This is a genomic window from Nonomuraea sp. ZG12 (genome assembly GCF_052068115.1).
Lineage (GTDB): Bacteria > Actinomycetota > Actinomycetes > Streptosporangiales > Streptosporangiaceae > Nonomuraea.
Window position 1 is genome coordinate 200023 of sequence record NZ_JBQHCW010000009.1, and the last position, 14332, is coordinate 214354.

Genomic DNA, 14332 nt, shown 5'->3' on the forward strand with positions numbered 1-14332 from the left:
GACGGGCCCGGAGCCGCCGGCTCCGGGCCCGAGGGTCAGGGCGTGAGGCGCAGGACGTGCACGGCGGCCTTCTTGACCGAGTCCGTCTCCGAGTACATCGGCAGCAGCTCACCCCTGGCCCAGCGCGGCGCCTGGTCCCAGTAGTTGGCGTGGAAGGCGTGACCGGAGGCGCCCGTCAGGTTGATCCACTGCGACTTGTCCAGGTCGGCCAGGTCCACGATCATCCGCATCGAGGGCACCGTGGTGATCGCGTAGTCCTGCCGCACGTCCCAGCCGGTGGCGTTGACCGCGTCCTTGCCGCCCGCCACCGGGAGCGGGCCCCGGTTGAACAGCGCCTCGATCGGCGCGATCCCCGACGTGCCGAGCGAACCGTGGGTGAGGGTGAGCCGGTGCAGATCGCCCCACCGCCACGCCTTGACGTCCGTGCCCAGCAGGTCGGAGACCTCCTGGTAGGCCGAGGCCATGGCCTGGCGCAGGATGTCGTCGCGGCCCTCCTTGACCCCCTCGGTGGCGATGTCGTCCCAGAAGGGGTCGTCCGGGGTGTCGAGCAGCCGCCCCACCACCTCGTACCAGCGGTCGCCGCCGCCCGGCCAGGCACGCTCGGGCAGGTCGTCGTGGAAGGTCAGCCGCAGCAGGTGCCGCCAGATCGCGTTGAAGTAAGCCGCCGGGGCCGAGCCGACCCCCTGGGAGCCGTCCCAGCCGTCGAGCAGCCGCCTGGCCTCGGCGCTCGGGCCGGCCAGGCCCACCTCCATCAGCATCGGGACCAGCCTGGCCGCGAAGCCGTTGTGGGTGTCCTGCTGGATCCGCGACATGGCGGCGGCGTCCACCTTGCCCTTGCCGATCTCCTCCTTGAGCCGGTCCAGGATGCGCTGGGAGCGGTAGCCGTACGCCCAGTCCTTCGTCAGCAGCGGCTCGTAGCGCCGGGGGTCGATGACGGCGTTGTTGGCGGTGACGACGAAGCCCTCGGCCGGGTCGCGCACCGACGGGAGCTGGTCGTACGGGATGGGGGCGGTCTTCCAGTCGTACTCGCCCGTCCAGCCGGGGACGGGCACGGTGCCGTCGCCCCTGGTCCGTACGGGGATGCGGCCGGGGGCCTGATAGCCGATGGTGCCGGTGACGTCGGCGTAGACCAGGTTCTGGGCCGGCACCTCGAACAGGGCGGCGGCGGCGCGGAACTCGTGCCAGTCGCTCGCCTCGTTCAGCGCGAAGATCGCGTCGGCGGTCCTGCCGGGCATCAGCGCCGTCCAGGACAGGGCCACGGCGTTCGCCTCGCCGGTCTTGTCCAGGCCCTCCTGGACACCGCCGATCACGCCGTTCACCAGCGGCCCGTGCCGCGTGCTGCGCACGGCGAGCGAGACGGTCTTGCCGCCCGCCACCTTGATCAGCTCCTCGCGGGACTCCAGCTTGACCTGTTCGCCCTGGTAGAGGTAGGTGTCGCCGTCCACCTGCTCCAGGAACAGGTCGGCCACGTCGGGGCCCAGGTTGGTGAATCCCCAGGCGATCTCGTCCGTGTGGCCGATGATCACGCCGGGGACGCCCGAAAAGGAGAAACCGGTCACGTCGTACGCGCACGCCTCGGTCACCTTCCGGCAGTGCAGCCCGACCTGGTACCAGACGGACGGCATCGACGCGGACAGGTGCGGGTCGTTGGCCAGCAGCGGCCTGCCGCTGGCCGTGTGCTCGCCCGCCACCACCCACGAGTTGGAGCCGAGACCGTCGCGGTCGACACCGCCCAGGGTGCCGGGCACGGCGGCGAGCGTCGCGGCGGCCTGGGTGAGCACGCGCGCGCCGGCGCGGGGCTCGTCCTTCTTCTTCCGCCGTCCCGGCTCGGCCGCCTGGTCGAAGCGCTCCTGGTCGATCGTGCCCTGCGTGACGATCGGGTCGTGCTCGTCGTACGGATACTCCGGGTAGAGCTGGTCCACCCGCTCGGCCGGCAGCTTGGTGCGGGCGAGCGCGCGGTCGATCTCGTTGTCCAGGTTGGAGCGCAGGTCCCAGGCCATGGCCTTGAGCCAGGACAGGGAGTCGAGCGCGGTCCAGGGCTCCGGCGTGTAGCCGCCGTTGGTCACCTTGAGCACGGAGTACTCGAAGCTGCGGTCGGAGGCGTTGGGGTTGGCCGCCAGCCAGGCGTTGACGCCCTTGGCGTAGGCGTCGAGGTAGCGCTTGGTGGCGTCGGTCAGGTCGGGTAACTCCTGCTCGGCGACCCGGCGCCAGCCCATCGTCCTGATGGCCTTGTCGTTGTCGAGCGTCGCCTGGCCGAACAGCTCCGACAGCCGCCCGGCGGTCAGGTGCCGCCGGAAGTCCATCTCCCAGAACCGGTCCTGCGCGTGCACGAAGGCCTGGGCCATGAACAGGTCTTCGGAGGTGTCAGCGTAGACGTGCGGAATTCCCGCTTTATCACGATAAATCTCCACATTCCCGGATAAACCGGGGAGTCGCAGGCTGCCCTCCAGCTGCGGGAACGACCGCCTGACCGTATAGGCGACCACCGCCGAGAGAACGAGCATCAGCACCAGGAGGACGGTCAGAATCCGCAGGAACCAGCGCAACGGCCAGGGCATCCATGCATACGGTCTCAACCTCACGAATACCTCCAACTTCCCAGGCTGGACCTAAGTCTGACAGCCCTAGATCACTCCTCCTGCCGCCGTCACAGCCGGTTCCGTCCCCGGTACGGCAGGGGTTCTCGCAACCCCGTTGCAACCCAAGATCTGCCTATCGTGCGTACGGCGCGTATCCGTCCACACCCCCGCACCAGGACGGCGCCACCGGGCGGACGGCCCCTGCCATGCCGTCCGCCCACCTTCTTCGGACGATCATGAACACAACTATAAATGATCATGAACGGGCGCGCGGCAGCCGTACGACGCTCAGCGGGCGGCGGCGGTCCCGATCAGGACCAGGTCTGGCCGTCCGGGGCGTCCGAGATCCTGACGCCGAGCGCGGCGAGCTCGTCGCTCAGCCGGTCGGCGGCGGTCCAGTCCTCGGCCTCCCGCGCGCGGGAGCGCTGCCGCAGCAGCTCGGCCGCGCCGGGCGGCAGCGCGGCCGGCGCCCTGCCGATCTCGATGGACAGGTCGAGGGCGAGGACCTGGTCGAGATGCAGGAACGACTCGAACTTGGCCCCCGGCGCCACGGACTCGTCGCCTTCGAGGTCGAGCAGGACGCGCAGCGCGGTCGGGGTGTCGAGGTCGTCGTCGAAGGCGGCCTCGACGCGCTCGACATAGGAGGCGGCCATCGGGGCGCTGGGCGACTCCGACCACTCGGCGACCCGGGAGCGCCAGCGGCGCAGGGTGCGGTCGGCGGCGCGCAGGCCGTCCCAGGTGAGGTTCATCTGGTGGCGGTAGGGGTGCTCCATGAACGCCAGGCGCACGGCCAGCGGGTCGAGCCCGGCCTCGGCCACGTCGGAGAGCCGCACGAGGTTGCCGGTGGACTTGGCCATCTTGCGGCCGTCGAAGATCAGATGTTCGCCGTGCACCCAGTGCTGGACGACCTCGTGCCCGGCCGCCGCGTCGGACTGGGCGCGCTCGTTCTCGTGGTGCGGGAAGCGCAGGTCGGCGCCGCCGGTGTGCAGGTCGATGTGCTCGCCGAGGAAGCTCAGCGCCATGGCCGAGCACTCGACGTGCCAGCCGGGAAAGCCCCGGCCCCAAGGGGTTTCCCAGGTCAGCTCACCCTCGGAGGGTTGCCACAGCGCCCAGTCGGCGTGGAAGCGCTTGCGCGGATCGGCGGCCCCGATGCCGCGCGCGGGCTTCAGCATGTCGACCCTGTTGCCGGAGATCTCCCCGTAGGAGGGGAAGGACTGGGCGGCGAAGAAGACCGAGCCGTCGGGGACGGTGTAGGCGTGCTCCCGCTCGATCAGCTTGGCGATGAGCTCGACCATCTGGTCGATCGTCTCGCTGGCGCGCGGGGTGTGCTCGGCCGGCCGCAGGTTGAGCGCCTCCGTGTCAGCCCGGAAGGCGGCCTCGTAGTCGCGGGTCAGCTCGGCGGTCGGGCGTCCCTCGGCCCGCGCCCGCAGGCGGACCTTGTCCTCGCCGCTTTCGGCGAGATGGCCCACGTCGGTGATGTTCTGGCAGACGACCACGCGTACGCGCTGCCGCTCCAGGACTCTGCGGATCAGGTCGGACAGCAGGTAGGAGCGCAGGTTGCCGACATGCGGGCGCCGGTGAACCGTCGGCCCGCAGGTGTACATCCGCACGGCACGAGCGGGCTTGATGGACTCGACCTGCCTGGCGCGCGTGTCGTGAATCCGCAGCATCCTTCGAGCCTATCCGGAGTCAGCCTCCCAGGTAGCCGAGGATGTCGCGGTCGCCGCGCTCGCGCAGCCGGGCGAAGACCTCCTCGCGGATGGCCGTCTCCGGCAGCCCGATGCGGGCGCCGATGAGCCGCAGCCCCTCCGCCTCCGACGTCACGGGGGCGGTGTAGCCGATGAGGTAGAGCGCCCGGTTCAGCGGCGGCATCCCGGCGGGGGCGCCCGGGAGGTAGCGGGTCAGCAGCTCGCCGCCGTCCGACACAGTGAGGAAGACGTGGTCCCCCTCGGCGGCCTTGAAGTCGGCGAGCACGTTGCGGATCGAGCCCATCGTCGGCTGGTTGTGCCAGCTGATCACCACGTCGCCGGACGGCGTCGCGGCGGTGAGCTGCCCGCCTGGGGCCATCCCGAGATAGGCGGCGAACCCGGTGGGCAGCGGGGAGCCGGAGCCGCGCAGGTGCTCGGCGTTGACGTCCACCCGGTGCCACCAGCGCCCGTCCCGGCTGCGGAAGCTGCGGCGGGTCTCCGACACGTCCTTGCGCGGCTGGTACGGCTCGGCCTCGCCGGTAGGGGAGGTGCCCGCCACCCGGATCCACCCACGCTGGGTCCGCTCGAACCCGGGCCCGCCCGAGTAGGCGCGCACCGAGCTCTCGCTCACGTCGTAGCGCGAGGTGAGGCTGGCCACGATGGTGCTGACCGAGGCCTCGCCGCCGGCCCGCTCGATCTCCCTGGCGATCATCTCCCTGATCCCCAGGTACTCGTCACCGCCCCAGCGGGTCAGGCCGTACTTGTTCCGGTCGACGCGGCGGAAGCGGTCGTCGGCGGTGAGCTGGTTGCGGATGCCGACCAGGCTGTAGTCCTCGCCGATGCTCTCCTGGATCTCCTCCGGGGCCATCGGCCGCTTGGCCACGGCCAGCACGGCCTCGGCCTTCTCGTTGATGCTGCGCGGCCACGGCACCACGTGCTCGTCCAGCACCCGCAGCTGGGGCACGGCCAGGATCCACCGCTCGGCCACGTCCTCGCGGACGCCGAGCTGGGCGACCATGCTCACGGCCTCGGCCAGCGGGCGCGGCCCGTCGGTGAACAGCTGGCGGGTCTTCTCCCGCAGCTCGTCGGCGCCGCCCGCGACCAGCCAGCCGTCGGCCTGCTCGTAGCCGGTAAGCAGGGTGCGCACGAAACGCCAGGCGGGGATGCCCAGCGCGTGAAGATCACCACGATGCCAGGGCACGGCCGCCGCGAGGTCGTCGGCCGGCACCGCGGAGCCGAGCCTGCCGCGCAGCCAGGTGACGTGCGCGACGAGCGCGACCGCCTCGGGGCCGCCCAGCCAGGCCTCGACGTGGTCGCGCAGGTCCCGCTCGATCTGCCTGATGCGCTCCCTGGTCACCGAGAAGCGCTGGGCCAGCTCGTCGAGCGTGACCCGGTTGACCGCGTACAACCTGTCCCTGGCGATCGCCCGCTGCCGCTCGTCCAGCGTGGCGAACAGGGCGTCGATCGCCTCGGGCAGCGGCCGGTCCGGCCGGGCGGGCGTGGGCACGGCGGCGGAGGCGGGCTCCAGCAGCCGGTCGAAGACGCCGCCGAAGAGCTTCTGTACGACGTCCTTGCCGAGCATCTCCGGCGTCCGCTCGGCCTCGGCGGGGTCGGAGAAGCGCAGCAGCGGCAGAATGTCGCCCAGCAGCAGGTGTCCCCAATGGGCCACGGCGAGGTCGGCCAGCCGGCCCGCCACCGTCTGCGTTCCGACGACGGCGCACACGCGGTCGAGCGGAATCGCCTGCCACCAAGCCTCGGGCAGCTGGGGCTCGTCCGCGATCGGCGCTATCTGGCCAGGTGAGGTCCAGCGCAGGGGTGGCGCGATGTCGCTCAGACTGAGGTTCATTGGGGTCCAACCGGCAATGGGTAGATATCCGCAGTTCAGACTATGTGATCAGAAGGACAAAAATGGGCTTCCTCTCCCTGAATGGGATATATAGAGCATGGAACGGGCCCGCGTACAGGCCACGAACAGCATGCTTCGCTCACGCTGCAGAGCCCGCGCGCGTGCGCCGGGATCATCGGGAGGCTGCTCCGGCACGACCCCCTCGGACACCCCTATCAGCGCCACCCGGTCGAATTCCAGCCCCTTGAGATTCTGGAACGTCGACACCCGCACCGGCGCGTCCCCCAGCACCCGCCGGGCCTCGCGCACCAGCCGCGGATCACGCGCCCCCACGGCGATCCGATCCGCGGGCACGCCCGCCTCCAGCCAGGAGGCGACGGTGATCGCCAGCCCGGCGAGCTCCGCCTCGCGCGTGTCGTACGCCCGCATGACCGGCCGCTCCCCGGCGTGCGCGCCACGGAAGCCGTACATCGACGACATGCCCTTGACCAGCCCGTCGGCGGGCCCGCCACCGCGCACCCTGACCGCGAACGTCACCAGCTCCCGCGACAGCCGATGGGACAGCTTGAGCGTGTGCTGCACGGCGGGGATGCCCACCGCGCTGAGCGCCACATGCGTGTCGGTGACCCGCTGGTGCGGGTCCCCGACGATGAACAGGTCGTCGTACGTGCGCGGCACCGCCGCCCGCAGCAGCCGCCACTGCGCCGGGCTGACGTCCTGCGCCTCGTCCACCACTATGTGACGGTACGGTTTACGCCCCGGTTCCACGTCGTCGAGCAGGTCGCCCGTGGTCCTCGACAGCAGCATGAGGGCCTCGTCGACGATCTCGTCCATGCTCCGCGCGCCCGGCCCGACCAGCGCCGGACGCCGCCCCTCCGACTGGGCCACGATGCGCATCGCCAGGCGTTCGGGATTGTCCACCTCGACCCGCTTGCGCACCACGTCGTCGGGGATGAGCAGGTCCAGCCTGGACGACAGCTCCTCGGCCAGCCCCTGCGAGAACGTCGCCAGCAGCACCGGCCCGCGGCCGCGCGCGGCCAGGTGGGCGGCCCGGTGCAGGGCCACCAGCGTCTTGCCGGTCCCCGCGCCGCCGATCACCAGCACGGGATGCTCGTAACGCGCGGCCCTGGCCAGGCGGTGCTGCGGCGGATGCAGGTAGGTGCACCAGTCGGGCGCTGTCAGCGCCTGCTCCAGCTCGACCTTGTCGGCGGTGAACACCGCCCGGTCCGGGCTGCGCAGCAGCGCCGCGTGCAGATCGTCGGGATCGACCGGATCCTCGCCGTAGCCCCCAGAGCCGCCGTAGCCGCCAGAGCCGCGAGAGTCGCCGGCTCCGCCTGGCCCGCCCGAGCCGCCGTCCTCGGCGGATCCGCCGGTGGATCCCGGCACGGCCCGGCAGCCGTCCAGCTCCCGCCACGCCTCCGCGAGGGTGCCGCCCCTGGCCAGCACCGCGAGCGGAAGGTGCTGCGTCGGCGGCAGCAGCGGCGCGAGCGCCTCCACGTCGGCCTCGGTGGTGATGAGCCGCACCAGGGGCAGCGCGCGCACGTCGATGCCGAGCGCGATCAGGTCGCCGTCGCAGATCGGCTCGAACAGCCGTGAGACGCCGGCCGACCGGCGCAGCGCGGGCTCCACCCGCTCCAGCGCCTCGGCGTCCCACTCCTCGACGACGCCGATCACCGGGTTGATCCCGTAGCGATGCCGGGTGGCGTACGCCCAGGCCTCCGGCTCGGGCAGCACGGTGAGCAGCCAGTAGACGTCCTTCTGGCGCACCACCACGCCGCGCACGCCCTCGGCCAGCCGCAGGGTCGCCACCCGCGCGTCCCGGCCGCCCCTGACCCGCTCCGGGTGCGGGGCACCTGCCACGTTCAGCAGGAAACGCCGCAGCGCGACCACGGCGTCCCTGCGCACCGGCGGGGCCAGTGCGCTGAGCTCCCTGGGGAACGCGGGGCCGATCGCGAGCCGCGGCACGGCTCTCAGTCCAGCAGGGCGAGCAGGTCGCGGTCCCCGCGCTCGCGGAGCCTGGTGAGCAGGTCGGGCAGGCCCACCGGGCCGGTCATTCCTATCCTCGTGGCGATCACTCTGGCGGCCTGGTCGCGGGTTCCGCCCGGAGCCGTGTAGCCGACCAGGCGCAGCGCCTTGGTGATCTTCTCGGCGCTCTGCGCGGCCACCGGCAGGTGCCTGGCCCGCAGCACGCCCTCGTCCGACAGCGTGAGGAACAGGTGGCCGCCTTCCTTCGCCCCGACGTCGGCCAGCAGCCGCTCGATCGACTCCAGAACCGGCCTGCCGTGCCACGTCATGGTCAGCTCCCCGGCGGCGCTCCTGACCGTCCTGCTCTCCCCGGGCGACAGCCCCAGGTAGGCGGCGAACCCGGTCGGCAGCGCGCACTCGCTCCCGGACAGCTGCTCGGCCGTCACGTCGATGCGCAGCCACCACCGCCCGTCCGGCTGGCGGAAGCACCGCCTGGTCTGGGAGACGTCCTTCAACGGCTGGTACGGCTTGCCGGAGTGCTCGTCCGAGGCCCCGTTGCCCTCGCCCGGCACGGCCACCGGCGCGAACGCCTGGAACTGCGACGGCACGGGATCCGGCGGCACGAACCCGGGCGGCAGCGGCGCCGCCTGTCCGGGCATCGGGCCCAGCGGCAGGGCGGCGGCCTGGGCGAAGACGGGCGGTCCCGCGTCCTCACCCGACTCGAACGACTCCTGCGGGGGGACGTGCGGTCCCGGCGGCAGGGTCGCGAGCACGAACTGCCAGGCGGGCACCTCCAGCGCGCGGATCTCCTTGACGTGCCAGTCCGCGGCGCCGATCAGCCGCTCCTTGGGCGCGGTCGTGCCGATCGTCTTGCGCAGCTCGTCCAGATGCGCCCGGTACGGGGCGGCCTCGTCGCTGGCCAGCCAGTTGTCCAGCTTGGCCCACAGCCGCGCCTCCGTGGCGGAGATCTCGGCGGGGGGCACGGCGAACAGCTTGGCGAGCTGGTCCACGGCCGACGGCTGGTCGGTGAAGACCCGGTTCTGCGCCACGGCCCAACTCTTGTCGTCGAGCCCCGCGAACGCGGCCTCGATGAGCTCGGGCAACTCATCCACCTCAGCCTGCTCGGCCTGCGGCTCAGCGTCCTTCACGCCCGGCTGCCCGTCGTCCTGCTGCCCGGCGTCCTGGGGCCTGGCCTCCCGGAGCTCAGCCTCCTCCTCGGCCTGCGAACGGGCCTTTGGCTCGGCCTCACGCTCGGCCCCCGACTGGGCCGCCTCCTCGGCGGCGGGCTCCGGAGCGGGCTCGTCAGCGGCGTCCAGCACCGGCTCCGCCTCATCGCCTACCTCGGCGTCGGCCTCGTCACCCGCCTCGGCGTCGCTCTCTGCCTCTACCTTTACCTCTACCTCGGCCCCTGCCTCGGCGTCGGCCTTGGCCTCGCGGTCGGCGGTCTCGTCGATCGGCTCGTCGTCGGCATCGAGCACCGCCGGACCGGCGTCCTGCCCGGCCCTGGCCGCCGACGGCTCCGCCTCTTCGAGGGGATCTTCGAGGGCCTGTTCGGCATGCTGCGCCGCCTGCGACTCCTCTTCGGACTCCTCGTCCAGAGTGTCCTCGCCGCGTTCGTCAGACGTCCCCTCAGCCTCGTGCGCGTACGCCTCGTGCGCGCGCGCGACGGCGGCCACCGACTCGGAGAGCACGACCTCAGGCTTGACGACCTCAGGCTCGGCCTCGGGGGCGACGGCCGCCGCCGCCGAGGCGAGCAGAGCCGGCGCGGCGGCCTGCTCGGGCGGGATGGGCGGCTCGGCGAGGAGGGGCGCCGGGTGGGCGGAGGTGGGCGCGAGCCGCACCAGAGCCGCCGAGAACAGCGTGCTCAGCACCGGGCGGGCCTGGACGAACGGCTGGTCGACCAGCTCCCTACTGGTCAGCGCCAGCAGGCCGGGCCACGAGCCCGCACGGTCGAGCGCGATCGCCACGTGCGGATCGTCCGCCTCGTCGGGATCGAGCATGTGCAGGGCCGGGAGCACGTCGCCCACGGCGGCGGCGGGCCAGTGCTCGAGCGCGATCTCGGTGAGCAGCCCGCCGAGCGCCTCGGGCCCGATGGCCGCCAGCACGCGCGGCATGGGCAGGCTCCGCCACCAGGCATCCGGCAGGTCGGGCTGCCCGGTGAGCAGCGTGATCGTGGACGCGTCGCTCCACCTCAACGGTGGTACGAGGTCGCTCAGGCAGAAGTTCATCCCGTTCCGTTCACCAGCCCCTCACGCCGCCGTTTCGTCGCGGGCTCTTCACCGTCGAGTAGCGATGCCATCATCTCGCGCCTACGAACAGACCATAGTCCGGCAAAACAGCCCTACGCATCATGCACTACGCATCAACGTCGAACGGCGGCAAACCGCAGACGCACGTAGTCGGCCATCCAGCCCGTCTCGCGGCGCAACGCCGGCGCGGCCAACTCGTTCACCCGCTGGAGCAGGGGCTCGACGAGATCCGGCGGCAGCCCGTCGAGAGCCGAGGCGGCGAACACCCGCACCCAGTCGGCGGCCCCGCCCGGACACTCGTCGAGCGGCGTGGGCCGGTCGAAGTACTCCAGCAGCCGCACCACGAAACCCTCCCGCTCAAGAATGCGGGCGTAGTCGGCGGGCGTGGGGAAGTACCACGGCAGATCGGGCTCACGCAGGCCGTACTCCCGCCAGGCCGTGAGCATCGCGGTGGTCAGCTCGGCGCAGTTGCCCGCCCCGCCCATCTCCGCGACGAAGCGCCCGCCCGGCGCGAGCGCCTCGCGCACGCTGCCGACGACCGCCGCGGGGTCGCGGCTCATCCAGTGCAGCGCCGCGTTGGAGAAGACCGCGTCGTAGGGCCGGGCCACGGTGAAGTCGTGCCCGTCGCCGACGATGAAGTTGATGCCCGGATACTGCGCCAGGGCCTTTTCGATCATCCCCGCGGAGCCGTCGATGCCCAGCACCTCGGCGCCGCGGAAGGCGATCTGCGCGGTGAGCACGCCGGTGCCGCACCCGAGGTCGAGCACGCGTTCGCCGGGCTGCGGGTCGAGCAGGTCGACCAGCGGCGCGCCCTGGGTGGAGACGTAGCCGAAGCTGCTGTCGTAGGCGCGACTGTTCCACCGCTCCAAGCTCGGTGTGTCATATCGCAAGACGGATCAGCTCTCATTCGTCAGACATCGGGCCCCCGTGGCCGTGCTGTCGATTCACTTTAGAGCCAGATTGTCTCTGCGACATATCAAGTCACATCGGTCTCACCCCACGCTTCGCGCCCACTCCTTCTTCAGGTAGGACTTACCCGCGTCGGTCTGCGGGATCGTCAGCAGCACGGGAGCCCCGGGGGCGACGGGCAGCTTGGCCGCCTGCTCGGTGTCGAGCGTGCCGCGCATGAGCATGGCCTCGGCGCGCGCCGGCCGGGCGTACCCCTTCTGGAGCAGGTTCTGGCCCTCGTCGGAGAAGAGGAACTCCTGCCAGAGCCGGGCGGCGGCCGGATGCGGCGCGTCCTTGTTGATCGCCTGCACGTGGTAGGAGCCGAGCGGCGCGTCGCGCGGGATCGTCACCTTCCAGGAGTCGGCGTCCTGGGCGCTGCGGGCGGCGTTGAGATGGTCCCAGCTGACGATCACGTTGGCGTGGGCGGGCTCGGTCAGCTGCCCGGCCTTCTTCAGTTTGGCGAACAGCTCCACCCCGCGCCGGGGCTGCGGGACCCCGCTCTGCAGGGAGGCGGCCATCACGCCCTTGAAGGCCGCCGCCGAGCGCAGCGGGTCGCCGTCCAGCGCGACCTTGTAGCCGGGCTTGGCGAGATCGGCGAAGGAGACGGGCGCGGGCACGGCGCGGGGGTCGTACCCGATGGACATGTAGCCGCCGTAGGCGGCGTACCAGGCGCCGGCGGGGTCCTTGATGTGGTCCGGCAGGTCCTGCCAGCCCTGCACCCTGTACGGCGCGAACCTGCCGGCGGCGGACACCGCCACGTCCAGAGTCAGGTCGAACACGTCCGGCTTGAGCTGGGCGGCGGCGTCGACCGAGCGGCGGCTGCTCGCCTGGGGCTCCAGCTCCTTCACCTCGATGCCGTACGTGTCGGAGAAGGTGTCGATGATCTCCCCGTAGTTCACCCAGTCGCGGGGCAGCGCGACCACGGTCAGCGTGCCCTCCTGCTTGGCGGCCTGGGCGAGCCGCTCCATGGTCCCGAACCCCTCCTTCATGGAGGCGGCCTTGACGTTGACGGGCTTGCCGGGCTGGGCCGGCGTCGCGGGCGACGCGCCGCATCCGGCGCTGACGAGGATGGCAGTTACGGCTGCGCAGGTACGTACGGTCACACCATGAATACTCGCTGTTACATTCGCCCAGGTCGAGGAGGCGCGGCGGGAACGACGCGCCCGGCCACCAGCGACTCTTCGGAGATCTCCATCACGGTGCCGTCGCGCTTGCGGATCCGCAGCACGCCGCCCTCCCACGATTCGAGCGTGCCCACGACGTCGCTGAAGCCTCCGGGGACCCTCCTGCGCGTGGTGATCCGGGCTCCGACGTCGGCGGCTGAGATAGTGATGACGAGGCGAGCGGCCACGAGTTTGCCACCCTCCGTTCCAGCCAGTTGGTCAGCACGGCAATACTAGGGCTTAGCAAACCGCGGTCAGAGTCATGCCCATGTGCGGAATGGTGCGGAGAAGAAGGAGCTCGAGGTGACCTACGTCATCGCGCAGCCTTGCGTGGACGTCCTGGACAAGGCGTGCATCGAGGAATGCCCCGTCGATTGCATCTACGAGGGCGAGCGCATGCTTTACATCCACCCCGACGAGTGCGTGGACTGCGGCGCGTGTGAGCCTGTGTGCCCGGTCGAGGCGATTTTCTACGAGGACGACCTTCCTGAGCAGTGGAAGGACTTCTACAAGGCCAACGTGGACTTCTTCGAGGACCTGGGCTCGCCCGGGGGCGCCTCGAAGGTCGGCAAGATCGAGAAGGACCACCCGGTCGTGGCGGCCCTGCCGCCGCAGGCCGAGGCGTAGCCGGCCGCCTGTCGTCGCGGCCCACCCGCGGGCCGTTCGCCCGCGGGTCGGCCTCCCGTCCCCGGACCGGGGCGGCGTCACCGTGTCGTGCGGGCCGTTCGCCTGCGCGCGTGGTAAGCCGGTTCCACCTGCGGCGTGCGCCGACCGAAACCCTGGAGAACCATGAACAAACTGCCTGACTTCCCCTGGGATCGGCTGGAGCCGTACAAGGAACGCGCCCGCGCCCACCCCGACGGGATCGTGGACCTTTCGGTCGGCACCCCCGTCGACCCGGTGCCGCAGCTGATCCAGGACGCGCTGGTGGGGGCGGCCAACAGCCCCGGCTACCCCCTCACACACGGCACCAAGGCGCTGCGCGAGGCCGCCGCCGGCTGGCTGCGCCGCAGGCAGGGCGTCATCGTCGACCAGCAGGACGTGCTGCCGGTGATCGGCTCCAAGGAGTTCGTCGCCTGGCTGCCCACCTATCTCGGCGCCAAGCGGGTCGTCTTCCCCGAGCTGGCCTACCCCACCTACGACGTGGGCGCCCGCCTGGCCGGAGCCGCCGCGACGGCCGCCGACGGCCTGCTCGCGCTCGGCCCGCAGCACGTCGACCTCGTTTGGGTCAACTCTCCCGGCAACCCCACCGGCAAGGTGCTGCCCGCCGAGCACCTGCGCAAGGTCGTCTCCTGGGCGCGTGAGCGCGGCGCGGTCGTCGCCTCCGACGAGTGCTACATCGAGCTCGGCTGGGAGGAGCGGCCCATCTCGATCCTGCACCCCGACGTCTGCGAGGGCTCGCACGACAACCTGCTGGCGCTGCACTCGCTGTCCAAGCGCTCCAACCTGGCCGGCTACCGCGCCGGGTTCGTGACCGGCGATCCCGTCCTGGTCAAGCGGCTGCTGGAGACCCGTAAGCACGCCGGCATGCTGATGCCCGGCCCGGTGCAGGCCGCGATGACGGCGGCGCTGGGCGACGACCGGCACGCCGACGAGCAGCGCGAGGTCTACGCCGCCCGCCGCGCCGCGCTGCGGCCCGTGCTGGAGGCGGCGGGCTGGCGTATCGACCATTCGGCCGCGGGCCTGTATCTCTGGGCGTCCAACGGGCAGAGCGCGTGGGACCAGGTAAGCCGGCTTTCCGAAATCGGGATTTTGGTCGCACCCGGTGATTTCTATGGATCAGCAGGTGGACGGCACATCCGCGTCGCGCTGACGGCGACCGACGAACGCGTCGGTGCGGCAGTGCGCCGCCTCCAGTAGTATCGCCCCTCAAGCGCCCCTCCATCGGGGAGGT

Annotated in this window: 10 protein-coding genes; 2 read left to right on the plus strand and 8 right to left on the minus strand. The window is 71.5% G+C overall.

Annotation, left to right across the window (positions count from 1 at the left end; translation table 11 throughout):
- Positions 1-35: 35 nt before the first annotated feature.
- The 8 genes from ACTMTF_RS25435 to ACTMTF_RS25470 all read right to left on the minus strand — a co-directional run bounded on the left by ACTMTF_RS25435 (position 36) and on the right by ACTMTF_RS25470 (position 12626).
- On the minus strand, positions 36-2558 hold the full coding sequence (locus ACTMTF_RS25435; protein WP_441112923.1) for a penicillin acylase family protein: 2523 nt from the start codon (positions 2556-2558) through the stop codon (positions 36-38).
- 332 nt (positions 2559-2890) lie between these two features.
- A complete protein-coding gene (gene cysS, locus ACTMTF_RS25440) occupies positions 2891-4249 on the minus strand; it encodes a cysteine--tRNA ligase (protein WP_441112924.1) in 1359 nt (452 codons plus the stop codon).
- 19 nt (positions 4250-4268) lie between these two features.
- Positions 4269-6113: a sigma factor-like helix-turn-helix DNA-binding protein gene (locus ACTMTF_RS25445; RefSeq protein ID WP_441112925.1), complete on the minus strand. Its 1845-nt coding sequence runs from the start codon at positions 6111-6113 to the stop codon at positions 4269-4271.
- 48 nt (positions 6114-6161) lie between these two features.
- Positions 6162-8078, minus strand: a complete 1917-nt coding sequence (locus ACTMTF_RS25450; protein WP_441112926.1) for a UvrD-helicase domain-containing protein — start codon at positions 8076-8078, stop codon at positions 6162-6164.
- A gap of 5 nt (positions 8079-8083) precedes the next feature.
- On the minus strand, positions 8084-10306 hold the full coding sequence (locus ACTMTF_RS25455; protein WP_441112927.1) for a hypothetical protein: 2223 nt from the start codon (positions 10304-10306) through the stop codon (positions 8084-8086).
- A gap of 134 nt (positions 10307-10440) precedes the next feature.
- Entirely contained in the window at positions 10441-11217 is a 777-nt protein-coding gene (locus ACTMTF_RS25460; RefSeq protein WP_397011740.1) for a class I SAM-dependent methyltransferase, read from the minus strand.
- A gap of 102 nt (positions 11218-11319) precedes the next feature.
- Entirely contained in the window at positions 11320-12378 is a 1059-nt protein-coding gene (locus tag ACTMTF_RS25465) for an ABC transporter substrate-binding protein (protein WP_441112928.1), read from the minus strand.
- A gap of 17 nt (positions 12379-12395) precedes the next feature.
- The gene (locus ACTMTF_RS25470; protein ID WP_441112929.1) at positions 12396-12626 is read right to left on the minus strand and encodes a putative acetyltransferase; all 231 of its coding nucleotides are present in this window, start codon (positions 12624-12626) and stop codon (positions 12396-12398) included.
- 115 nt (positions 12627-12741) lie between these two features.
- On the opposite strand from ACTMTF_RS25470, the gene fdxA reads away from it, so the two are divergent.
- Together fdxA and dapC are read left to right on the plus strand one after the other, a co-directional pair.
- Positions 12742-13065, plus strand: a complete 324-nt coding sequence (gene fdxA / locus ACTMTF_RS25475) for a ferredoxin (RefSeq protein ID WP_397011734.1) — start codon at positions 12742-12744, stop codon at positions 13063-13065.
- A 162-nt stretch (positions 13066-13227) separates the two neighbouring features.
- Positions 13228-14298 (plus strand): succinyldiaminopimelate transaminase, encoded by a 1071-nt coding sequence (gene dapC / locus ACTMTF_RS25480; protein WP_441112930.1) that lies wholly within the window; start codon positions 13228-13230, stop codon positions 14296-14298.
- The last annotated feature ends 34 nt before the right edge of the window (positions 14299-14332 follow it).